Origin of the sequence: Pseudoalteromonas luteoviolacea NCIMB 1944 (genome assembly GCF_001625565.1) — a bacterium.
GTDB classification, from domain to species: Bacteria; Pseudomonadota; Gammaproteobacteria; order Enterobacterales; family Alteromonadaceae; genus Pseudoalteromonas; species Pseudoalteromonas luteoviolacea_F.
In genome coordinates this window covers 1-22,260 of the sequence record NZ_AUXS01000051.1, presented here as the reverse complement: position 1 = coordinate 22,260, position 22,260 = coordinate 1, and the positions used below count along the sequence as shown (strand labels likewise).

Annotated in this window: 16 protein-coding genes and 1 pseudogene; 6 read left to right on the top strand and 11 right to left on the bottom strand. The window is 38.7% G+C overall.

Features of this window, described 5'->3' with window-relative positions:
- Nucleotides 1–395: 395 nt before the first annotated feature.
- Nucleotides 396–1,271 (bottom strand): LysR family transcriptional regulator, encoded by an 876-nt coding sequence (locus N483_RS19170; protein WP_023398318.1) that lies wholly within the window; start codon nt 1,269–1,271, stop codon nt 396–398.
- Between the two features lie 93 nt (nt 1,272–1,364).
- Between N483_RS19170 and N483_RS19165 the strand changes: the two genes are divergently transcribed.
- A complete protein-coding gene (locus N483_RS19165) occupies nt 1,365–1,997 on the top strand; it encodes a hypothetical protein (RefSeq protein ID WP_023398317.1) in 633 nt (210 codons plus the stop codon).
- Nucleotides 1,998–2,006: 9 nt separating this feature from the next.
- A complete protein-coding gene (locus tag N483_RS19160; RefSeq protein WP_023398316.1) occupies nt 2,007–2,636 on the top strand; it encodes a LysE family translocator in 630 nt (209 codons plus the stop codon).
- A gap of 153 nt (nt 2,637–2,789) precedes the next feature.
- Here the strand turns inward: N483_RS19160 and N483_RS19155 are convergent, their stop codons facing one another.
- Both N483_RS19155 and N483_RS19150 read right to left on the bottom strand, forming a co-directional pair.
- Nucleotides 2,790–3,113 (bottom strand): hypothetical protein, encoded by a 324-nt coding sequence (locus tag N483_RS19155; RefSeq protein WP_023398315.1) that lies wholly within the window; start codon nt 3,111–3,113, stop codon nt 2,790–2,792.
- A gap of 584 nt (nt 3,114–3,697) precedes the next feature.
- Nucleotides 3,698–4,861, bottom strand: coding sequence for an MBL fold metallo-hydrolase (locus N483_RS19150; RefSeq protein WP_063383376.1), 1,164 nt, complete (start codon nt 4,859–4,861; stop codon nt 3,698–3,700).
- A 218-nt stretch (nt 4,862–5,079) separates the two neighbouring features.
- On the opposite strand from N483_RS19150, the gene N483_RS19145 reads away from it, so the two are divergent.
- Entirely contained in the window at nt 5,080–7,194 is a 2,115-nt protein-coding gene (locus N483_RS19145; RefSeq protein ID WP_023398312.1) for a winged helix-turn-helix domain-containing protein, read from the top strand.
- 273 nt (nt 7,195–7,467) lie between these two features.
- Here N483_RS19145 and N483_RS19140 read toward each other — a convergent pair whose 3' ends face one another.
- A complete protein-coding gene (locus N483_RS19140) occupies nt 7,468–7,776 on the bottom strand; it encodes a hypothetical protein (protein ID WP_052027359.1) in 309 nt (102 codons plus the stop codon).
- Nucleotides 7,777–8,250: 474 nt separating this feature from the next.
- On the opposite strand from N483_RS19140, the gene N483_RS19135 reads away from it, so the two are divergent.
- Nucleotides 8,251–9,873 carry an anthrax toxin-like adenylyl cyclase domain-containing protein gene (locus N483_RS19135; RefSeq protein ID WP_063383375.1) on the top strand — a complete coding sequence of 541 codons (1,623 nt, stop codon included), beginning with the start codon at nt 8,251–8,253 and terminating at the stop codon, nt 9,871–9,873.
- 284 nt (nt 9,874–10,157) lie between these two features.
- Here the strand turns inward: N483_RS19135 and N483_RS19130 are convergent, their stop codons facing one another.
- On the bottom strand, nt 10,158–13,235 hold the full coding sequence (locus N483_RS19130; protein WP_023398308.1) for an efflux RND transporter permease subunit: 3,078 nt from the start codon (nt 13,233–13,235) through the stop codon (nt 10,158–10,160).
- Nucleotides 13,232–14,287: an efflux RND transporter periplasmic adaptor subunit gene (locus N483_RS19125; RefSeq protein ID WP_023398307.1), complete on the bottom strand. Its 1,056-nt coding sequence runs from the start codon at nt 14,285–14,287 to the stop codon at nt 13,232–13,234. Before N483_RS19125 ends, N483_RS19130 begins: the two co-directional genes overlap by 4 nt.
- A gap of 1,243 nt (nt 14,288–15,530) precedes the next feature.
- Here N483_RS19125 and N483_RS19115 point away from each other — a divergent pair.
- On the top strand, nt 15,531–15,845 hold the full coding sequence (locus N483_RS19115) for a DUF6172 family protein (RefSeq protein ID WP_023398306.1): 315 nt from the start codon (nt 15,531–15,533) through the stop codon (nt 15,843–15,845).
- A gap of 676 nt (nt 15,846–16,521) precedes the next feature.
- On the opposite strand, the gene N483_RS19110 is transcribed toward N483_RS19115, so the two are convergent.
- Complete coding sequence (locus tag N483_RS19110; protein WP_023398305.1) at nt 16,522–16,842, bottom strand: hypothetical protein; 321 nt, start codon at nt 16,840–16,842, stop codon at nt 16,522–16,524.
- 390 nt (nt 16,843–17,232) lie between these two features.
- Between N483_RS19110 and N483_RS19105 the strand changes: the two genes are divergently transcribed.
- On the top strand, nt 17,233–19,668 hold the full coding sequence (locus tag N483_RS19105) for a hypothetical protein (protein ID WP_023398304.1): 2,436 nt from the start codon (nt 17,233–17,235) through the stop codon (nt 19,666–19,668).
- A gap of 288 nt (nt 19,669–19,956) precedes the next feature.
- Here N483_RS19105 and N483_RS19100 read toward each other — a convergent pair whose 3' ends face one another.
- The 4 genes and pseudogenes from N483_RS19100 to N483_RS27530 form a co-directional block, all read right to left on the bottom strand.
- Nucleotides 19,957–20,262 (bottom strand): hypothetical protein, encoded by a 306-nt coding sequence (locus N483_RS19100; protein ID WP_023398303.1) that lies wholly within the window; start codon nt 20,260–20,262, stop codon nt 19,957–19,959.
- A 261-nt stretch (nt 20,263–20,523) separates the two neighbouring features.
- Nucleotides 20,524–21,501 (bottom strand): transposase, encoded by a 978-nt coding sequence (locus N483_RS19095; protein ID WP_023398302.1) that lies wholly within the window; start codon nt 21,499–21,501, stop codon nt 20,524–20,526.
- A 40-nt stretch (nt 21,502–21,541) separates the two neighbouring features.
- Nucleotides 21,542–21,949 carry a hypothetical protein gene (locus N483_RS19090; RefSeq protein WP_023398301.1) on the bottom strand — a complete coding sequence of 136 codons (408 nt, stop codon included), beginning with the start codon at nt 21,947–21,949 and terminating at the stop codon, nt 21,542–21,544.
- A gap of 67 nt (nt 21,950–22,016) precedes the next feature.
- Nucleotides 22,017–22,148: pseudogene (locus N483_RS27530) on the bottom strand (alpha-amylase family glycosyl hydrolase); the annotation flags it as partial.
- Between the last annotated feature and the right edge of the window lie 112 nt (nt 22,149–22,260).

Sequence of the window (22,260 nt, the reverse complement as noted above, 5' to 3'; positions counted from 1 at the left end):
ATGTGTCTGTCCCATATTGTCGCTTCATTGACCTTAGGCAAATACCCGCTTGAAACCATCTTGCTCTGTGGCTTGTTTAACGCAGTCTATTATACTTACACCAATTTAAGTTCCTCAGCGAGTTCCTAAGCGCACGCATAACCCTTAACATAAGGCACGTTAAAGAAATGCTTTTTGCAATATCACTAGTAAATATAGGAATGCAAAAAAGTGCCTGTCCCAAGCTAATTACAAAACTAATGGACTAAAAGGTCCCCAGATACGGCTTCAACGAGCAAGCCTAGGTGACGAAAAAATCGTTGAAACATGACCAACAATGAAAAGCTCTATTACCACTGCATTTGCTTACCTACCAAGGAACAAAAATACACCAGCCCTCGACTGTTTTTTAACTCTTAGTCAGTACCTAGGTCTTGTAACAATTGTTTTAACCAAGCTGGTGCGGATTTATGGCTGAGTATATAAACTTGCTCCGTGTACTCTAAATTTTCAGAGCCTTTAGGCAATTCACACAACTGCCATTCTCTAACGATATAGTCTGGTAAATATGCCAATGCCAATCCACTTTTAACTAGTTGGCCAAGTACTGCATAATCATTAACCACCCACTTTATATTTCTATCAATATTTGGCGTCTGCCAACCATCACACCCAACACCTCTTTGCTCCCCGCAAAATGGTGAAGTATCAGGCGCTGCAAAAGGGTAATTGACGAGTTGTTTTAAGCTGGTGCTTGTTTGTTTGCGCAAAGGGTGGCTATGTCCCATTGCTATCTGCATAGTTATTTCACCAAGCTTTGTAAATTTAATGTCATTTGGCAAATTTTTTACAAGTTCGCCTGTTACTATGGCCAATTCCACTTCACCTGCAAGCAACTTATGTAATGCATTTGATTCATATTGTGTGTCAAAAGCCAGTGTAATGTGTTTATTCATGTTGGATTGACGCGCTAAAACACTTGCCCATTTGAATTGTAAAATACTAGAAGTAGCAACAACACAGGTTATCGCTTTGCTTCCCTGTTTTAACTGTGCTTTGGTATCTTCAGCTAAATTTGTCAAAGCTACAGCTCTAGGTTGCAACATCGCACCATGTTCATTTAAACGTAATGACTTCCCTACTCGGTCAAACAACTTAACTTGTAGTGAGTTTTCTAACCGTTTTAATGATTTTGATAATGCACTCGGTGAGGTATCAAGGAGCTGAGCCGCTTTTTGCAAACTTTGCTGCTGCGCGATAACTAAAAACTTGTGTAAATCTGCTATTTCCATTTTGGAATCTAAAACTACAACTCAGAAACGATTTAGAATCTAAAATAGCATATTCTAGACTAACTCCAACACTTTTTAATTTAATAGCTTGTTATGAAAAACACTTTTACTTTTTTACTACTTATTTGCTTTTGTGGCTCTGTTCGTGCACATGATCACTCTATCGGCTTACACGGTATGGCTCTATTCGCAATTAACGACCGCATATACGCATCCCACCTCCCGATGCCGCAAGGAAAACATGCCGTACAATTCATTTTTGAAACGCAGCTACCAAATCAATACAAAACGCAACTCATGCCTTTATTAAAAGCGCATAAACTGGTCACAGTTCGACCAGAAACATTCTCTTTAAACAAGCTAAGAGCAGGCCAAATTACGAAATTTTCGGGAGACATCTTTATTGGTCACTTTGAGCGTTCGGGCAAAATCGAACACACAAACATCACGTTTAATGTGCAAAACACGATATTAAATAAGGTTGTAAAATCATCTCAAGACAACGGGCTATTTTATACCATTGGGCTCGGAAATCGCACCTGTTTACTCGTACATAAGATTGGCAAATCACCAAGCTTTGATCAAATTGCAGTAGCCAATTGTGACTATCTTGCTGGAAACATAGCCGAACTAAACAGCTCAGCAAACAGACCAGTTAAAATATTTGAGTTGACTGATATTGTAAATGCTAAAACCCTATACTTAGAAACCAAAGACTTTAAATAAGGACTCACTATGCCTTCACTAGAAATGCTCGCGGCCTTTTCTGTCGTTTGCTTTTTACTAAGCATTACCCCTGGCCCGTCAATCTTGTACATTATGGCGCGCAGTCTTAGCCAAGGGCCAAGTGCAGGAGTATCAGCCGCAAGCGGCATGGCTATTGGATCTTTTGTATATGTTATTGCGACAGTGCTAGGGTTGGCAGCTATTTTTAAATACTCCCCTATCGCATACACAGGATTGAAAATTGCTGGCGCCATGTACTTAGTATATTTAGGCTGGCAGTATTTTAAACCTGCTGAACAACCGGCTGATACCACTTCACTGAGCAAAGAAAATAATTTTTCCATCATGAAACAAAGCTTTGTGGTGGAGCTCACAAACCCAAAAACAGCGTTGTTCTTTTTAGCCTTTTTACCTCAATTTGTTAATAACGAAGCGGCACAAATACCAACGCAGCTACTGATACTCGGTACGATATATACCTTAATCACCCTATGCTGTGATATTTCTATTGCCCTGCTCTCTGGCAAGCTTGGGAGTTGGCTCAATAAAAATAATAACCAAAGTCACTGGCAAGACAGGTTGGCAGGCAGCGTAATGTTTATATTAGCTGGCGTTATAGGCTACGAGAGTATTAAATAAAAAAATTGACACTATTGTTGTTAAAAGAAGTAAAAACATACCAGAAGTTAATTCAAAAAAATTACGACACTAACAGCCAAGCCTTATTATCTAATTAGAACCAAAAAAGCCGCAGTATAGCGGCTTATTATTTACTTATATTAAATTCGTAAATTAATTAGATTTAACCATGATACTCGACGCTTTACTATTCGAACCATATTGCCAACCTGCAGGGTTCTGAGAAACAGCATGACCATAAACGTAGACCTGGTCGCCAGTTGCTCTAGCGGTTAGCACTATCGATAACATTGCAGCAGCGTAATCACCTTCTGGTTTAAACCAAAAGCCTCGACAAACTGAAGAATCAGAGTTGCAAATAGCAAACTTTACAATCCCACCTTCTATTGAGTAATTTTTAACCTGACCAGTATACTCTACCGAAGCATTTGAAAAAAATGGAATTAAAAACAAACACAGCGCTATTATTCTTAACATCAATAAATCCTTATACATAAGATAAAAAAACATTGTACAACTTAAACCAATATCAAACAAGAACTCATTAAAATCACAAGCAAAACAATCTAGTAAAAACCACCACCGGGAATAAACTTACTCAAAACATATAAAATACTCTTGTCGTTTTATTTTCCATGTATGTGAATACTCGCTTTGCGAAAAGTGACACAATTTAATACCTACAAAACAGACCTATCTCCTCACACTTATTTAATAACAAAAACAATTTATGCTTTAACCCTCAACAGCTTACAATTACTCTTCTAAACTATAAATATATTAATATGTGAACTTTTTATATTATTTTTACTAAAGTACATTATTAACTGATTAGATGTTTTCAATTAGGCCAAGTGGGTTAGCTGGCCAAAGCTAAATTTGGGAGGCGCTGAATAGCATTTAAGCCCGGATATATGCCAATGACATTTTTTATTGCATGGGGTTGATCACTGAAATGCGTTTAGTAGATGTCAAAATAATGAGGCAGCAAAAAACTGCCCCGTTGGAAATGATTAATTTAACATAAATTGTATGTCCGGATTTCTCATGTGTAATTCGTGTTATGGCAGTTTAGCAAATACACCTTCGTACTTTTCTTTGTTACGGGCACGCTCATCTGGGTGGGTTTTGATGGCAACAACCTGACCTTGTTTATCTCGTTCAAACACAACGGTTCCTCCACGGTATTTCATCACTTTAAATCCATCACCTTGGTAAGGTTTTATCCATGAAATGATACTACCCAATTGCTTTATTAATAGCTGTCCATCGGATAATTCAACTATAATATCAGGCTTACCGTTTGCCGTATAACGGCCTAAATACTCTTCAAGTTGCGAGACAGAAAGTGCTACAGGCACATCGATATCTCCATCAATTAACGTTGTCGAATAATAATCATAATAATCGAAGTGTTTAGGATTGTTATCCAAGTTTAATTTTTTTGCTATTTTTCTTGCTGTTTTATCAGCAAACATTTGCTCTTTTGATTTTCCTTCTCGGTACAGCTGAGCAAAACGATTAAACCAAGCAACGTAGTTTTTTCTGTACTCTGTTAGCACCTGCATATTAATAACCGCTTTACCATGCGCAGGCACAATGGCAGTGTCGCTATCGATGTTTGCAAATACCTTCTCACCCCATATTTTAAAGCTTTTCATACCCAATACACCTGGATTAACAAGATGCTGTGGCCTGATATTTTCTCCAATAAAAAGTACGTTTCCTTTTTTAAGATAGATAATCCCATCATCAAAAGTATGAGAGTTGATATGCTCCAAATATATGGTTTCGTTTCCCAGCTCTAGTGCCATTTTATTTTTAAAATGCAAACGACTGCTAGTTGGGTACTTCGTATCATATTCTTCGCTGTAAATAACATTTTCTTGATTGATGATAGTTGCCCCTATTGACGCAAAAAAATTGTTACCTCCGGTATGATCGCCATGCATATGTAAGTTCACCACATACTTGATGGGCTTGTCGGTCAGTGACCGCACCGCTTCAATTATTTTATTGTTTGTTGACTTACCAAACCCAGACTCTATGAGTACGACATATTTTTCACCAATTACTATACCAACATTAGTTTCATAACCGATGTCTAAGTTATAAACGTGATCGCGCACCTTGGTTAAGGTGGGTAATAACGCACTTTGCGAATAAGAAAAGTGGGAAAATAAAATACTGATTGCTAAAAGGCACCAAACGACATGTTTTTTCATATTAATTACTCTTGTTGTACTTTTTTGATGTCATTTTCAAGATCTAAAAAAGTTGCACAATGAAATTTTCATTGAGTTTTACTGGAGAAAAGCTGTGGTTTTTTTATTCATATTTAACAGATAGATAGAAGGTAAATAGCTAGTAAAACTTGGCAATATAGTTATACTGGATTCGGAAAATTATCGTTACTCACAATAAACAAAACTAAAGGCTCTCAATGGTCGAGTTTTACATTGGTACTACGCATGTTGATATGGCGCGTTCACAAATTACCACAGAGTTCGGCACTTCGTCGCTAGAACCAAAAGTGATGCAGGTCCTGCTCATCCTTGCAAAAAATCGAGGACAAGTAGTCGATCACGACTCCATTTTACAAACGGTTTGGCCAGATACGGTGACTTCAGCTAACGCCATTCAGCGCTGCATTGGCCAGCTCAGAAAAGTACTTAACGACACAGCCCAGTCACAAAATGTCATCGCTACCCATCCTAAAATTGGATACAGTTTAATTCCTGAAGTAAAGTGGCATAGTCCAAGTACAAAAAAGATTGGTGACAACTGCAACTCCCCCACATCGAATCACACAACTTTTTTGAGAAATAACTGGCTACTAGTTTTTGGTGGATTGCTTTTTTGCGTGATAATGGCGTTAGTCGCGTTACTTATTTCTGCAAAAACAAATCTAACTGTGAAGTCGCTCACTCCTTTGACTGCAACCGACTACATTGAGCTAAAACCGAGCTTTTCACCTGATGGTCAATATATTGCTTTTCAGCGCTTTATCGGGAACTGTGAGAATCAACTTTGGGCTAGAGACATACATACTAGTGAAGAATATCTACTCACAGAAGAGCTGGGTAATTATGGAGTACCACGCTGGTCGCCCGACGGAGAGCGCATCGTTTTCACTAGTAGTGCGCAGTGTAAGCCGAAACAAAAAACAGACACGCTAGCAGCTGAGCAGCATACACATATAAACACGCTTAAGGCATGTAACGAAATTCGAGGCATTTCTTTTAACTTAGCAAAAGCATCATCACAACCTTCCACGCTTTATCATCATTGTGGTTCAAGTACACATAAACAACCTGTTTGGCTAACTGCTTCAACAATCGCTTTCATAACCCAACAAGATCAGATCAGTTATATCAAACTTCTTGATATCAGCACGAGCGAAGTAAAAAAACTGCACAGAGTGGAAAATAAAATAATCAGCGCGCTTGATTATTCTCTACCGCTAAGTAAATTAGCTTGGATCGAGTACAAAAAATATACCCCCCTTGAACTGAATATATATAACACGAGCACACACAGCATAGATAAGATTGAACTGGATGAGCATAAAAGCATATCGCAAATTAGCCATATGCGTTGGCTTTTTGATTCTCCGAGGTTATTGGCATCTAAAAATAACCAACTAATAACTATAAGCCAAACAGGAGCAATGAATACCTATTTACAACCTGCTGCAGAGAAAATACTGTACCCAGCTGTACACCCGAGTAAGAATCAGCTTGTTGCCTCAATGGGTAACTTTGACAGAGATATAGGCCTGGCAAAGTGGTATACACATCAGACTCAAACTCCTAGTAACGTCACTATTTTTTCGCGTAGTAACGTTGATGAGTTTAACGCTAAGCAGCAACCGGGCGGCGCTCTTGTAGCCTTTATTTCATCAAGAAGCGGTAGCGATCAAGTATGGTTATACGATCAAGAACAGCGAAAAACAGTTCAGCTAAGTAGTTTTTCAAACGCAATCACGCCAATGAATATAATTTGGAATGAAAGCGGGACCGCCTTATTTACTCTAGCCAACAAGCATCTTTATCATTTGGCACTGGATGGCAAAGTTTCAGCGATTAAAACTCCACACCCACTCTTAGATATTTATCAAGATAAAGGGAATAATCGACTTTTAGTAAAATTGCTACAGGATACTTTGCCAAATTTAGCGCTGCTCAATTTAAATAATCAACAGTATCAGCCATTGTATTTAGGGGACAGCGACAAAGCGCAACTCACTCATCGTAACGAGCTATTTATTCTCGAAGACAAGTCAATTTATAAAGTGACTAACGCAGTTCGTCATAAGATAACCACACTAGATGGAATTGAAACTAGCGGACTCTTTGCATATGAAGGAGTTCTCTACATCACTTCATCATCTAACTCCCTTTGGCGTTATAACCCTATGTTGGCACAACTAACGCACCTCACTAGTTTTGGGAATACCTTCGAAAACATTAGTGATATCAATGTAGCCGACAAAACAGTTTATTACTCAAAATTTGTGACCATAGAAAAAGAACTAATGCTGCTCAATTTAGAGTGACATTCAATCCAAACTTAGTATTTAATAGTTTAAATATGCACTTACCACCTCTATATTAACGAGCAATCAATATCATTATATATGGGTTAAAAAGGCACACTAGGACACATATTACATGGCAATTTAAAAAGAAATATTTGATTATATTTTTTCTGAACCTTTATTTTTATAAATAGAGTAAACAGCCCGAAAAACACTAGAAGAAATTAGTTGTTTCGCGTTACCTGTTTATTCTATTTCTAAACAGGTAACGCATAGCTTGTACAGTTAATTTTAATTACTTAATCTAACCATCAAAGAAGGTGTACTTGTATTGTAGCTAGTACAGTTATAGCCATCAGGATAGCGCAGAGTAACCGGTTTGTCTTGGGCATGAGCATACATCAAAACCGATAACTTCATCTCAGTAGCGGGATGATCATTATTTCCTACTAAGTGCCAGCTTGCTCCCTCTAAACTCACCAACACCTTAGTATTCTCGACCTGAACATTAATAACTTTACGGGGTTGGCAGTCAACTGCCGCAAACGAGCTAATAGAGAACAATGCCAATAAAGAAATTAAAAAACCTTTGAGTTTCATTTCACTTCCTATTTTAATATAATCAACAAACACATTAAAAAACAATATTACAGCATATAAACAAGAACAACAACACAGTAAAATTAAACACATTGATATTTAACCTATGTTATTTATAATTCCTGAGTTACTAAAATCACTCATCATCAATTCAAATATTCACTACGCACTTGAGAAGTTTTTGAAATTTGCGCCCGCCCCATATTTATTGATAAGTTTCCGAAATTTGTGCCTGTCCCATATCTACTGTCACTATATATCACCGCGTCTTAGTTCTAAAACACACACTATGCACTACAACCAATACTTAGCTAACAACAAGCTAGTTGAAGAGTAAGTCAATAATTCACACCTTCCTTTTATGAACGTCTAGAACTGAGAGCCACTCACTGTCATAGTGAACAGCCTAGATCCCATTACAAAAGACAAGCGTGGAAATTATATTGCAGAACACCGACGTAAAAAGGTTTATTTATGAACAAACAAGTCTTACAGTCGAAAGAAAGTCGTACTAACGGCCAGAACAAAAAGTCACAAACGTTACCTCAACATACTTTTGGAACAGCCGAGCGTTTTCAAAATGGCTTTATCACAAATCAAGGGTTGTACGGTGTCATGCTTGGTGAGCGCTCTGCTGCCCCAACTCCCACTCAGATACAAAAACGTCCACTTCCAATTAGACAAAAAGTAACTGGTTCGATCATGAGTAATGAATCATTTATAGAAAATTACACCCTGATGCCCGGGATCAAATACAGTAAAATTGCTCAGGAGTTTAAACTCACCAAACACAGGCAATATCGTCAATTTAAGGCTGAATATAAAACATACTATTTAAATACTAAGAAAAACTTTGAAAATGCATTTATGAAAGACAATTCTGGGAAGGAACGCGCCAAAAACCCACCTACCAATAAAAACTCAAATATTGATCCAAAGAGCGCACTAGAACAACTGGATGTCATGCAGCCTAAGAGTCAAGAAGAAGCAACCTTAATTAGAGAGTTAGACAAAATTAACACACGCTTGAATAACGGTATCGCAAGCTCTATGCCCTCTAAGCAGCTTGATTCAAGGGCACATAAGTCCGCAATGGAGGTCGAGGATAAAGGTGGTATTGTCGGCCAACATGCAATGGCATTTAGTCAAATGCTAGAAAAACGCCAAGCTGGACCCGTTCTCATTCGACCTGCAGGAAAACATGCCACAAAATACCTCAAAGAAAGTTACCCAGCCAAACCGCTTTGGGTCAAAGGAAAATCAATCGATACATCAAAGCTGAGTGAAAAACATATCAAGTATTTGAATACTGTTTTAGAACACCAAGGCATACCAACGACAGATGCCGGTTTATTAAGTAATAAGCTCAAACAAGGATTTATCCCGGTTGACCAAATTTATTCAAAGTGGTTGAGAAGCATTGATCAAAAAAAATTAGATGCATTAAACACTCCCGCAGAAATTGCAACCTCCATTCTAAATGAAGTAGAAAAAGCAAATAGAGCAATAACAGAAATGATAAAAACAGGTTTGGTCGAAAGCAGTGAAGAAGATGATATGAAGTATGTGAGCGATCCTGCAACCAAAAAAGCATATACAGGTGACTATGACTTGTATTCAATATCACATGCAAAATCAGATATAGGAAAAGTCAATGAAATTAATCGACTAAGAGGAGATGCAAGAAGTAAAGGGAAATACAATCTAAAAGATGACCTTAATTCCATAAAAAATGCCTACATCCCATACGCAGATAGAACCCCCGATGCCCCTAAAGTACATAAGTTGTTTGGCAATATCAGTCGATTTGAGATGGGCATGAAGATTGACTTAAACTCTGCGGCTATCAAATGGGGCGGCTATAAGGGGGGACAAGTAATCAAACACGGTGCAGAAGCGAGGAACTTCCAGTACCCGCAGGACATCAACGATGGCATTGTCAGAATTGAGCAAGCCGATAGCGGGTTCAATGAAAAAGCCATTGATGACAAAAATAAGCGCTTTTACAACTCGTTCCTCATAAGAAAGCACCATGACCTGTCAGGAAAAAACATTAACCTTCCACTAAACCGCGAGTTGACAAAGCATATGTTATGATTCAGCTTCTTTAGTCCGACACAAACTAGTCAAGAAAAAGGTTACAAAGAGGCACACTCCTGTGCCTCATATTACCTCTGCCTCTATAAAAAACGAGATTGATTCACCTAGCTTATGCGAGCTTTTTTAAACTCACTAGACCCACGTTGTGTAATAGGCAGCAGCTGCGCAAAAAATACAATGTAAAAACCGACTACCCAATAAAACTAACGCGTGAAATAAATAGTTATGGCTTCAACCTTTACTCTTTCAATTTGAAAGCAATAACGGTAGAAGCCACCTTTTTACTGGCTTTCTAACATGGGCTCATTTTCAGAATCATGCCTCAACTGAGGTTGCTTATTGAATATAGGCAGTGATAATAACGCGGACATAAAGCCTAAACTAAACAAAGCACTGAACGTCATACCGCCAACAATGACAGCTGCTAACCCTCGATATATCTCTGAACCATCTCCGGGGCTTAACATCAGCGGCAACATACCAAAAATACTTGTTCCGGTACTCATATAAATAGCACGCATACGATAACGACTAGATTGAACAATGGCTTGCTGTTGACTTTGCCCTGATGCCATTGCCGAACGGTATTGACTCGCAAGCAAAATGGCATTGTTTATCACAAGTCCCATTAAAATAATAAAGCCAATCATAGTGACAATATCCAAGTTTTGTGGAGCGAAATAATCAACGACTTTTAGGCAAAGCATGCCACCAATTAAAGCAAGAGGCATTGACAACATAACAGCCATCGCCAAAGACCAAGAATTAAGTGCCATTCTTATCAATAAAAATAAAATCAACAAGGATATGCAAAACATCTGGAAGAACTCAGTTAAAAAACCGCTCAATTGATCTGCGCTACCTCGGTAATTAATAAATAACCCTTGCTCTGGTCGCTGCGCTAAATATGCTTCAACTTCAGCCTTTACCTGCGTAATAAACGGACCAACGGGTTGACCATTAGCAGGTACTAGGTTTATTGACATACTCACTTCACGATCCGTACGGTATATAGCACTGGGAGCCAAACTGAGCTGCGTTTCTACCAAAGAGCGCAGCGGGTGCAGCCCTTGATTAGGTATCATCACTTCTGTTTGCAATAATTGCTCAAGATGTTCGGGAGTTTGCCCTTTTAAGTAGAACGGCAAAGTATCACTATCTGCATAAAACTGACCAAGGTAAGCGCCATCTGTTAAAGTCACTAAAATCTGATTCAACTCAGCTTGAGACAATCCCATAAATGCGAGCGTATCCACTTTAGGTTTAAACTCTATTCTAGCCACCGTATCTCGCATTGGAATAACTTCAGTGATCCGGGCGTCAGGAAAGGTCTTGATCAAGTGCGCCAGTAATTCTTGTCCAGCTTTTTGTAACTCTGGCAATTTCAATCCTTTTAAATCGAGCTGACTAGTGCGCGCATCTGGTAACGCTAATCGAAGCAAAGTCCCTTGATAAACATAGGTTCTCGCATCTGGCAAATCTTGTACAATCTCAGTATCTACCCACTTTTTAAACGCGGGAAAGTCCCATTTGCCCTCTGGATAAAAATACAATAAACAATAAGCAGGGTTACAGAAAGAGCCGTGAATATCAAAGGCTGGGTGTGCACCCTGCTCTTTTTGTGCGGCAATACGCTGTTCCATCACATCACCGATCTGTAATTTCGCTGCATTGACTGAGAGCGGTTCGTCAAAAGCCGTATATACCATCACAATATTTTCTTTTGGATTGGGTAATAAATCTAACTCAGGCTTCATCCACCAACTGAATATCAAAGCACCAGGTATCGCCAATACCAGCCAAACCGTTCCTTGAAGTTTTGAGCGAGATGGTGCCGTAACAAACATGGTCCATTTATTAGACAACTCCTTTCCTGTAACGATTTGCTGACTTGGCAAAAGCTGCCGCGACAATGCAGGTAATAGAAACAGCGCAACCAAAATTGATGCCACCAAAGCGCTAGAAATTGTAAATGCGAGATCTCCAAATAATTGGCTCACTTCGGAGTGCATTAAAACGATAGGCACAAAAATGACAATGCTAGACAAAGTAGAAGAAATAAGAGCGGCTCGCACCTGCAGTACACCTAGACGACAGCTTTCTATAAGCGAAAGCCCTGTGTTTCTCAAGCGTTGAATGTTTTCTACGATAATAATGGAAGCATCTAGTAATAGCCCGACGGACAAAGCCATTCCCGCCAAAGAAATTAAGTTTAGGCTGCGTCCACCCAGTTGCATTCCCAAAAGCACCAGAGACAAACAAACAGGGATACTAACAAAGATTAGAAATACGACCCGCATATTCCGAATGAAGTAATATAAAAAACCACAAGCGAGCAGAACGCCTAACAGTAAATTACCATAAACCAGTAGCAGCGCCTGTTTAATAGGTAGCGAGTTGTCTCGACTCATCACAACTTTAAGATCCAGTGACGACAAAGGCCCCTCGTTTAACTCGGCTAGAGTGGCTTTGATCAAATCAATGGTTTCCAACACATTAATATCTTTATCTGGTTGCAAGTAAAAATAAATTGCTTGATTACCCTTAAAAGTCGAGTATGACCAATCATACACAAAACGCTTGTGTACAGTTGCTAATTCACCTAAGCGAACAACTCGAACGCCAGTAACCGCAACCGGTAAATTGCGTAGCTCACTCAATGCCATTTGACCCTTAAAATGCAAATCATATTCCTTCGAGCCCAATAAAAGACTGTCTCCCGATCGGTCTACCAACCCTTGTAGCTTACGAGTCACTTGATCTATGCTCAGTGATAACTGTGTTAACTTTTGTGGGTCAAACTCAATATCTACTCGTTGTGCCAGTCGATTGTTATCCATATTGATGCTTGTGATCCCAGGAATATCTGTTATGGCTGGTTCAACATAAGCTCGATATGCATGCATAAAATCTTCTTGTGACTTCTCGGTATCTGAATACAAAAATAACGACGCCAGAGTTGACCCTGCACCATTGCTATAGTCAATCACTCTAGGTTTGGCCACTTGAGAAGGCCAGTCTGGAACCTGATTGATACGCGCTAAAACCTCCATATAGACTTTTTCCATTTCAGCTTGGTAATGGAAGTTTAAGGTTGTCCAAGCTTGGCCATTTGTAATATTAGTTTGTAAATTTTTTAATTGACTCAAACCAGACAGCTGACGCTCAAGAGGAGAAACCAAGCTCTGCTCAATTTCAGCAGCGGTTTTACCCGGCCAAGCTGTCACCACGGCAATTTGTGCTCTATCTATTTTAGGTAACAGCGCATTGGGGAGCTTTACACCTGCTAATATACCCAAGACCACGAGTAAAAATGAAAAGGCGATGATAATAGAGCTATATTTTTCAACTAACCTCATAACTTAACCCGACTTTTAATAGTAACTTCAAGATCATCTTTGAGTGCCACTTTCCCTTTGACCACCACTTTATCACCAGCTCGAATATTTCCTTGGATCACTGAATAGTTTCTATCCGTGTCAGTTATTTTTACGACAACTTTAGTTACTTTGTTATCTTGACCTACACGCCAAACGTAATATTCTTGCTTATTAATAGTCAAAGCATCATATGGCACCTTAGTTAAGTTATTAGCAGCCATCGAGACATCAACGACATGACGTTGTCCTATAAGAAATTTTTCAGGGCGACTGTTCTTGAATTTTAAATGTAAATTGATCGTCTGATCTTGACTGCTTACTAAACCTGCATGGCGATCTAAAAACAGCTCTGTGCCATCGGCTAATGATAGCTTTACATCCTTAAATTGATTGAACTCCTGATATAATTCCAACGCAACGCGGCAAGTAACTTCCTGCTGCTCAGCTGGCAAGAAAACCAGGAGGCTCTCTCCTTCTCCAACCCATTGTCCAGGCTCACTCGACAAAGATAGAACAACACCATCAGCGGGGGCTCGATGAATTAAGTTGTTCAACTGATGCTCAACTAAACGGAATTGCTCTGCATAAATTTTGTTTTGCTCTAATGCAGTTTGGTAATCCCTTTTGTGTTGTTGTAATTCCGAGCTGGATACAACCCCTCCCTCATCTAATTTGCTCAGGCGCTCATACTCATTGAGCGAGTAAACATAGTTTGCATGCGCAGCTTTTGCATTTGCATCCAATTGAGCTAGCTGACGCTTTAAGTAAAAATCATTTTGCTTTGCTAATAATTCGCCCTTTTTAACTTGGCTACCAGCTGGCAACAACCAAGTTAACTCAGCAGATACATGACTTGAAACTTGCTGGCGAAAAGGGACGTCACTATGGCAATACAGCGGCTTTTTGATTCCTTGCTGCCATTGCTGAGCTTCACCAACTCGCACAACTGGTGTTGAATTCGCTTGCACTGATAGAACTGCGGACCCGATGAATATATTGGTTAAAATAAAATATCGAAAAAGATTTGGCACTGTGATTAACTCCCTTATTGTTATTATAATGTCAAGATCGGATTAACTTTTCACCTGCAAAAGCTACCCTGCTAACCTTGATTCTATTTCCCATAAATTATGAGTGAGTATGCCCAAACCCACCTTTTCTTCTTATATATTAAAAAGTCATCTTTGATAGATGCTGTCTATTCCCACTTAGTTTAATACTAATAACAGCATGGCTAAAATATGCTTTTCGGTAAAATCATTGACCACCCTTATAAAAATAAAATATTACCCCCCACATATAACTAGAATTAACTATATTTAAGCTGACATTTAGCCAAGATGAAAAATACCCTTTCGCAATACATGGATGTGCAAGAACAGTGCTCTTTTTTACTATCAAATGCATCCAGAGCTTATTGATTAAAAAAAACTCTGATAGTTGCACAGTCCCTCCTTTGCCTCACCCTATAGTGAAAGAGTCAAGCTCACAGATAAAAACCTGACCAGCTTACTTTTTACCGCCTTATAAAAAGCGAAATTTAAGGTCAGATATAATCCAGTTTAAAAAGTTCAATTTTATCTAAAACAATTTACAAAAGTTAAGTTTTAAAATAAAAGCTAGGCTTGTTCGACCCCAATATAATTATATTAATATTGTAGCCACAATCAAAAAACAATGCAGGCAATAGTTTATATCACTGCTATACTTGGGTTATTTGTAAAACAAAAGCAAATCAGTAACAGTTCACTACGCTAGATTTATCTATGATATATAATTCGGTGAGGTTTTTACCCACTTTCTGGCTGGAATTTAAGTATTGCTAAAATGTGAGAAGCCTATGATACCACCCTTAATTGTTATAAGTTTCATATCTTCATTGAGACTTTAGATGCTCCTGCCTATGTGAACATAGCTTTTTCTATACTCTTCAGTGCATTCAAGCAATAAACAGCGCTGAATTTGTGATCAGTTCCATTTTGAGGCGGCCATTTTAAACGGCTGCCAAGTTAATGTAGGTGGCTGTAATTTTGTCGCAACTACAAGTGTCTCCTGCACTCCCATTGGTGTGGCGATGTAAGTCAGCCTAAGTGAAAATGGTTTGAGCTGGTTACACACAGCATTAAAAGTGGGTTAATAGTAGATGCTAGCCTGCTAAACTTAAAGTACAATGGCACTGCTAGTCTGTACTCAAGTACAAATTGGCAACCAAAAGTTCCCCTTTTACTCGCCAAGCTGAATGCAGGCCAGAGTATTTCTTGTTTAAAGGCAATTATGAAAAAGACATTTGAATTAACGCACCCCAAAATCAAACTAGCAAGGCGTGTAGACGCGGTTAAATATGAGATAAAAAAGTACCTTAAACGGGAGCGCAATAAAACTTTGCCTGAAGGTGCAGATTTTTGGGATTTTGATTGTAGATTCGGTAATACAGAGGCTGAAGCTGAAGCCGTTCACGTATCACAACTCAATAAACTCATTGATCAAACTCAGCAAGAGAATCTAACTTCATTCTATGTTGAAATCCTTGCGAGAGCGGCTCACAGGCAAGCTAAACCGCAATCAGATGATGCCGATTTGAGCGACTAAACATGAAAAAGTGGGTCGGCAATGCTGACTCACTTTTGCCAGTACTTAATCTATTTTTACCTTATTTTCCCAACAGAAAACCTAAATTCGGGTATCTGTTTGGCGTTTTCTATATATATTGCAAGCGAATGTCTATACATAATTTTCTCAGCGTGCTCGCTGAAAAATATACGTACTTACAGCGTAACTTGTGCTTTTATAGGTAATTTATTCAGTAGTGCCGTTGAGCAAAGTGATATGAATCCGCTTGAATATAACTATAGCCTGTACTCGAAATGGTTTTCGTCACGCCTTTAATGTTGAAAAACACCGACATAAGCGCATCGCCTTTTTATAACCAGTTACTTGTCCACGGCTACTAAGGTTTGAACTTATAATAGCTTTGGCCATACTGCCCTTCACGTTCTACATGCTTGGCGATAACTAGGCCATTCTTATAGCTGTTTTCATTTTTCAGTTCACAACTTTAGCGAGATAGGTTCAATCGAGCAGTAATTACACCTGTATATAGCGCTCCACCTAAGCCAGAAAGTCGATAGATGCAGCTATAATGGTCAAATAGACGAGACCAAAAAATAGGAGAAATACGACAAGGGCGTCAAAAAGACCAGCAGGTGCAGAGAAATTAGATTGGGTGTCTTTTATACTACTCTAGATAAGCGTATATATAATTTAACTAATAAGACTTTATTTTAACCAAATCAAGATACAGCTGATCATTAGTACATTCCACACCATTCGTGCTATGCAAACTAATGGTCATCCTATTTTGTAAAGCGAGTAATATAACGTCAACAACTAATTCTCTAGAATCAATACCAGATTTCAAAAAGTAGCTTTCCTTTTTACAACCAGTGGATTTTTCAAGACGCACAACTAGTGAATTATTTGGGAAAACAAGGAGCTCTGACACCTCTCCTGCCGCTATAAAGCTAGTTTTCGCTTCAACAGCATTACAAAAAGTTAGCATTATAAGAACAATTATACTTTTATTCATTTTTACACCTTAATCACATATAGGCCCGGAGGTATTTTAAATACACTGGCCTCTAATTCCGGTTCGAATTTATATATCATATTTCAACACCAAAGGGTAAGCACTATCATTTAACCAGATAGACTCCTGAACCCGCATAAGCCAACACTTATATAGAAGTGGCTGCCCAGGTAATCCCAGAATGTTCTACCAAATAAATTATTCAACAAAACCACTAAATCCACCTAATTGAGTTATTACAAGTGCCATTATATGAATTAGACTACACAACAAAACCCAATTATTAGCTTAATCCTGCTTTAAAATACTTGCTTACAAAACATATGTTTAATTTGTCGCAATGGATAAGTACCATTAAATTAAACACAACAATGAAAACAGGATCTTTGAATGAAAAACACCATGCTTTATCTATTCAAGGTGAGTTTTACCACCTTTGTCTTTCTTTGTGCGCAGCCCTTTGTTTATGCAAATGAATCAGCTCGCGATTTCGTAAATAGTAATATCAATATTATTGATGGCCGTTTTGATCGATACAATTATTATCAAGGAACACACCCTGATGGGCGCAAGATTGATCCTTTTGATAGAAACATCACTTGGCAAAGCACCAGAAAATTTACTGGGTCATGGTATGGCATTGCTTGGGATAACTCGAACTTCACCAATTTAAAATATGCCGGACCTTCAACAACTGGCGGTGCTAAAGCTGCCCCTATGGCAGTAAAAAGAGGCAATAAAACTTATTTTGTCATTAATGGCTCTTCTGAGCATTATCCAGAGCATCAAGAGCCACATAGCCGCATGGTCGCTTATTCTAGTTTAGCGATAATGGTCGCCTCTTATGATAACAGTACTGGCAAAGTGTCAGCTCCCGTAACCGTGCACGTAAAAGGTACTGGTGATGGGCACGATAACGCAGTGATCAGCATCGACGATCAAGGCCACTTATATGTATTTGTTTCAGGTCGTGGGCGTAAGCGCGGTGGTTTGATATATCGAAGCAACCGCTCGATTGATGACTCTTCAGGTCTTCCACTGGAGGGAGGCTTTAAAATTGTTTACTCAGATAAATTTCAACAGCAAGATTTTTGCGAAACGGGCTCATCTAAGACTTGCCAACATAGAGAAAAGAATTACATGGGATTCACCTACCCTCAAGTTTGGTGGATAGAATCGAAAAAGAAATTCCTCATGGTCCATACTCGCTATGTTGGTGTATATAACTCGCAAAATAACAATCACTGGTATGCGGGTGATCCTAACTATATTCGTGCAACATACACTTCTTGGATCACTCCTCAAGGCAGTGAGACAGTCAAGTTTTCTACGCCAAGGGAGCTAATCGCTTTAACAAAGAAAAGTTACCCTAACTCAACACCTCAAAGCCATTACTTTGCAAAAGGCCATTATAATGTCAGTAAAGAACACAATGGTTCTGTAGCCATTGCTTTTAATTTACACCTACGAGACAGTAATCCAAACAAATACTCTCCCTCGGATAACAGAACCAATTTATATTTCATGTTTACCAATGATGGTGAGACTTGGTTTAATCAGAATAATGAATTAGTGCTTTCAGCTAATGATTCTATTAATGAAACAGCTGAACTAAAGCAATTTCAAGTGAGAGAGTATCAAAACATTGAAAACAACTTTTCAACAGAATCATGGTGTAGTGAGCAAGTTGGCAATTACACAACGGTTTGTCGTCGAATTTATCTGAAAGATCTTGATTTTAGGGTTGATAACCAAGGTAATTTGGCACGCGCTGAACTTCTTATTGCAGGAAATACCAGCACCGCATATGGCCCCCTTCCTAGTCGATATATTGCAGATCAGAACGTTTACACCAGTCGTTTTACTTGGTCTGATTCGCAATGGCTAGAAGAGCGAGTTACAAACCGCTTTGCTAGCGGCAGTAGTGGTTCAATGCTATCTGGTTGGCCAAAAATAGACCATAATTACTCAACTGGCACAATCAAAATTGTTGGCAATGGGGTGAAAGTGGCCGTGCCGACTGCATCAGATAAGGATGGCTTTGCTGGCGGTGAACGCATTGCTATATTACATAACCCAGATGGCCAATTAGGCAGTTGGCAACCCCCTATTTATACCAATCACTATAGAGATCCAAGCTACAGCGACAATAATGTCAGATCTGTTCACAATACCGATGGCACAAGTAGCATGAGCTTAATATGGAGTCGAGGCTTAGCTTCAGGACCTAACCCTGATGGTAGTGCATCTCAAATTTATATTGGTGATTGGTCAGCGAACAAAGCGATGCTACCTCAAACCGATGTTCCACTTAGTGGGCAGTCGCTGATATTTGCTTCGCAAGATGCTGGACGTAATAGTGATCAAGGGTGCCATTCTCAATCTGGAGTTCAGCAGATTGGTAACAAGTGCGTTAAAACAGAGCGTGTTTATTATAAATGTGCTGATGGTTCGAATCAAAGCTATGGTTTAGCCTGTCCCCAAGCAAACACCAGTGAGACTTACAATGCCTTTAATGGCTTGTACTATTGTCGAAAGCCTGCGTTGATGAGCAATACCAATGGTCAATGGAGCTGCGACATAAATTTACCGAAAGATTCAATTACTGAACATAACCTGAGAAAATATTCTTATGCCTGTAATCTGACTGGCAACAACCAAGTGCATTGTCAGCGAGGATTAGAGTACTCGGAAAAATACTATTGTGGCACAGGCTCAACAATTGTTAACCATAGTCAATGCGGTAATATCTATACACCAAGATTTACCAAAGCATGCGCAAACCCTAATGCTACTATATCAGGCGAGTATTGTTTGATACCTTAAAATTAGTATACGCAACGTTATCGCCATTCGCTTGAAAACGAGTGGCGTTTTTCTTTTACCTTATTTTTAAATCATATAGTTGACATGTTTCACACATCGAACCTCCTACCTCATTTAGCATTTGTGCAGCGACACACACAACGTGAAACACAATGATAATACGAAGTATCTGACAAACTGATTTGACACTTCCCTGGCAATCCCATCGTTCACTTCTTGAACGAGAGCTAAGTTACGTTGGGTATCTGCTATACTTCTCCTTGGATTGAGTGTCTTTTGTACTTTGTATTAATTCAAACTAAATCTCGCCAATTCTTGTTTCGTGTTTGAAGTATATACAATGGTAGAGTTATCAAGCCATTTAATATCACCAATACGTGAGTTAAATAAATACTCATCAGGTTCCTCATAAAATAGCCTTTCCTTTACCAACAAGTTTCCATCTTTGTCGTAGACGCTTAAAAAGCAACCGAATATCGTTTCATTGTGATCAGCAATCATTCGAGCTTCAAATGTCTTACTTCGGTTTTGCTTTCTTTTAATCGTATATATATTTTCGAATTTATCTTTCACAACACTATCGTGTGCATCCAAAAAAGGCTTCTTTGACCAGCCCTCTGAATCACATATTTGAATAAGTTACTACGAAAAAATAGGACAGAAAAAATAGGACAGGCACTTTTCTTTCTTTTTTAAAGTTAGAATTAAATTGTATAAATGCATTTTCAGCTAAGGTTTTCTGAGCAGCGGGATTAAAATCCGCCTTATGGTAGAAATAAATATAATTTAGGAATATATTCATTTTATTAAACAAGAAGAGTCTAGATTGATAAGCAAGGATAAAATTACTTTTTACTAACCAACTCCTTTATACCAATGCACATCATTTTTAGCGGCATGTGCTCTTAACACAGTTTGCGAACCCGCAAAGTTACCGTATTGTATCCTATCCAGCCAGGTCACTTCTTCAATTTTCAGTGATATTAGAATATTGGGCATGCTCTTTGGTATGTATCCTCTCTTTTTGGGGTGGACATGGCGACCCGTCCAGTCAACTAGCTCAAGATAATCTAATAATGAAAAGGGCAATGTGTTTCCATGATCCCTCGCACCAAACGGTTTTAATGATTTAGGTTGTTTAGCTTGGTTCTTGGCTTCATTTAGATTTGATTTCTTTGCGTTTGATTTGGTGTTTTTAAAGTACTTTATGCGCTCTTGAATCGATGTAAAGTCGCTATTCTCAAGATTATTAGCCATGTCAGCACGAATTGGATTTAAGTCTACATAGGCCATACAACTGAGCAGCGCTGTTTCGTCGAGTAAGGCTTGAGACTTATATCGCCCTTCCCAGTATTTACCCGTGCAGTTATCTTCTTTGTTTGCTTCTTTTGCAATGTACTCATTAAGGTTTTTCATAAACCAACTAATGTCAAACAGCCTAGCTCGCCACTTTTCAACTAACTCTGATACAAGCTGTTGGTCCGCCTCACTAAGAGCATCACCGTTTCGCTGCTTATCTATGATTGGACTACCCTTGTACAACTTATACCATCTAGATATTACCTCGTTATCTGACCAACTAAGTGCTTGCTGCCTATTCACTTTGACCACCAAATGATAATGATTACTCATAATGGCATATGCTGCTATTTCTATCGCAAATACATGACTTAGCAGTTTTACTCTCTCTACTAACCATGTCCGTCTATGGTCAAAGTTTTTGCCTGTATACTTATCGTCTCCGCACAAAAAAGCACGGCGTACACACCGTGCTATCAAGTGATAATAAGACGTCGACGACAGATCTATCAGTGCTTTCCTTGCTCTTGTCATATCTATTCAACTCAAATTAAGCTGGATATTTAAACAGTAGTCAAGCAACGTAATTTATGCAAAGAATTTGTACCTGTCCTATTTGGTTCTGCATCGCAGCACAACTTGTTTTAGCTGCATTTTCATATCCATATGTTGCGATTTCTTGTTGCCCTCCAGCACCCGGATAAATAGACGCAATATCACCATTTTGATCATATATATACTCTCCTTTTGCATTTTTGGCGGGTAATTGAGAGCCTAATTCCTGAAAAACTCTTTTCTTTGGATTCCAAACCCTATTTTGTTGTGGCTTTCTTTGCAATTGGTTAACAGCAAACTGTATTGCAGCTGTTACTGCCCCATTTGCAAACTTGCCACCGGTTAACTTAGATACAGTACCACCAGCCATTGCCATTACAATAGTTTTATTTATGTCATTCATATCAAAATGAACGTCTACTCCCATACCCATGCCTTTCATTATGCCTGCAAAGAATTTGTGCCTGTCCTATTTGGTATTCTATTTGGTTTGTCCGTCTATGATCAAAGTTTTTGCCTGTATACTTATCGCCTCCGCACAAAAAAGCACGGCGTACACACCGTGCTATCAAGTGATAATAAGACGTCGACGACAGATCTATCAGTGCTTTCCTTGCTCTTGTCATATCTATTCAACTCAAATGAAGCTGGATATTTAAACAGTAGTCAAGCAACCTAATTTATGCAAAAAATTTGTGCCTGTCCTATTTGGTTCTATGGATATATAGTTACTCACGT

Coding starts and splice junctions, on each gene's coding strand:
- N483_RS19170 (WP_023398318.1), bottom strand. CDS start 1,271: ATGGAAATAGCAGATTTACACAAGTTTTTAGTTATCGCGCAGCAGCAA.
- N483_RS19165 (WP_023398317.1), top strand. CDS start 1,365: ATGAAAAACACTTTTACTTTTTTACTACTTATTTGCTTTTGTGGCTCT.
- N483_RS19160 (WP_023398316.1), top strand. CDS start 2,007: ATGCCTTCACTAGAAATGCTCGCGGCCTTTTCTGTCGTTTGCTTTTTA.
- N483_RS19155 (WP_023398315.1), bottom strand. CDS start 3,113: ATGTTAAGAATAATAGCGCTGTGTTTGTTTTTAATTCCATTTTTTTCA.
- N483_RS19150 (WP_063383376.1), bottom strand. CDS start 4,861: ATGAAAAAACATGTCGTTTGGTGCCTTTTAGCAATCAGTATTTTATTT.
- N483_RS19145 (WP_023398312.1), top strand. CDS start 5,080: ATGGTCGAGTTTTACATTGGTACTACGCATGTTGATATGGCGCGTTCA.
- N483_RS19140 (WP_052027359.1), bottom strand. CDS start 7,776: ATGAAACTCAAAGGTTTTTTAATTTCTTTATTGGCATTGTTCTCTATT.
- N483_RS19135 (WP_063383375.1), top strand. CDS start 8,251: ATGAACAAACAAGTCTTACAGTCGAAAGAAAGTCGTACTAACGGCCAG.
- N483_RS19130 (WP_023398308.1), bottom strand. CDS start 13,235: ATGAGGTTAGTTGAAAAATATAGCTCTATTATCATCGCCTTTTCATTT.
- N483_RS19115 (WP_023398306.1), top strand. CDS start 15,531: ATGAAAAAGACATTTGAATTAACGCACCCCAAAATCAAACTAGCAAGG.
- N483_RS19110 (WP_023398305.1), bottom strand. CDS start 16,842: ATGAATAAAAGTATAATTGTTCTTATAATGCTAACTTTTTGTAATGCT.
- N483_RS19105 (WP_023398304.1), top strand. CDS start 17,233: ATGAAAAACACCATGCTTTATCTATTCAAGGTGAGTTTTACCACCTTT.
- N483_RS19095 (WP_023398302.1), bottom strand. CDS start 21,501: ATGACAAGAGCAAGGAAAGCACTGATAGATCTGTCGTCGACGTCTTAT.
- N483_RS19090 (WP_023398301.1), bottom strand. CDS start 21,949: ATGGGAGTAGACGTTCATTTTGATATGAATGACATAAATAAAACTATT.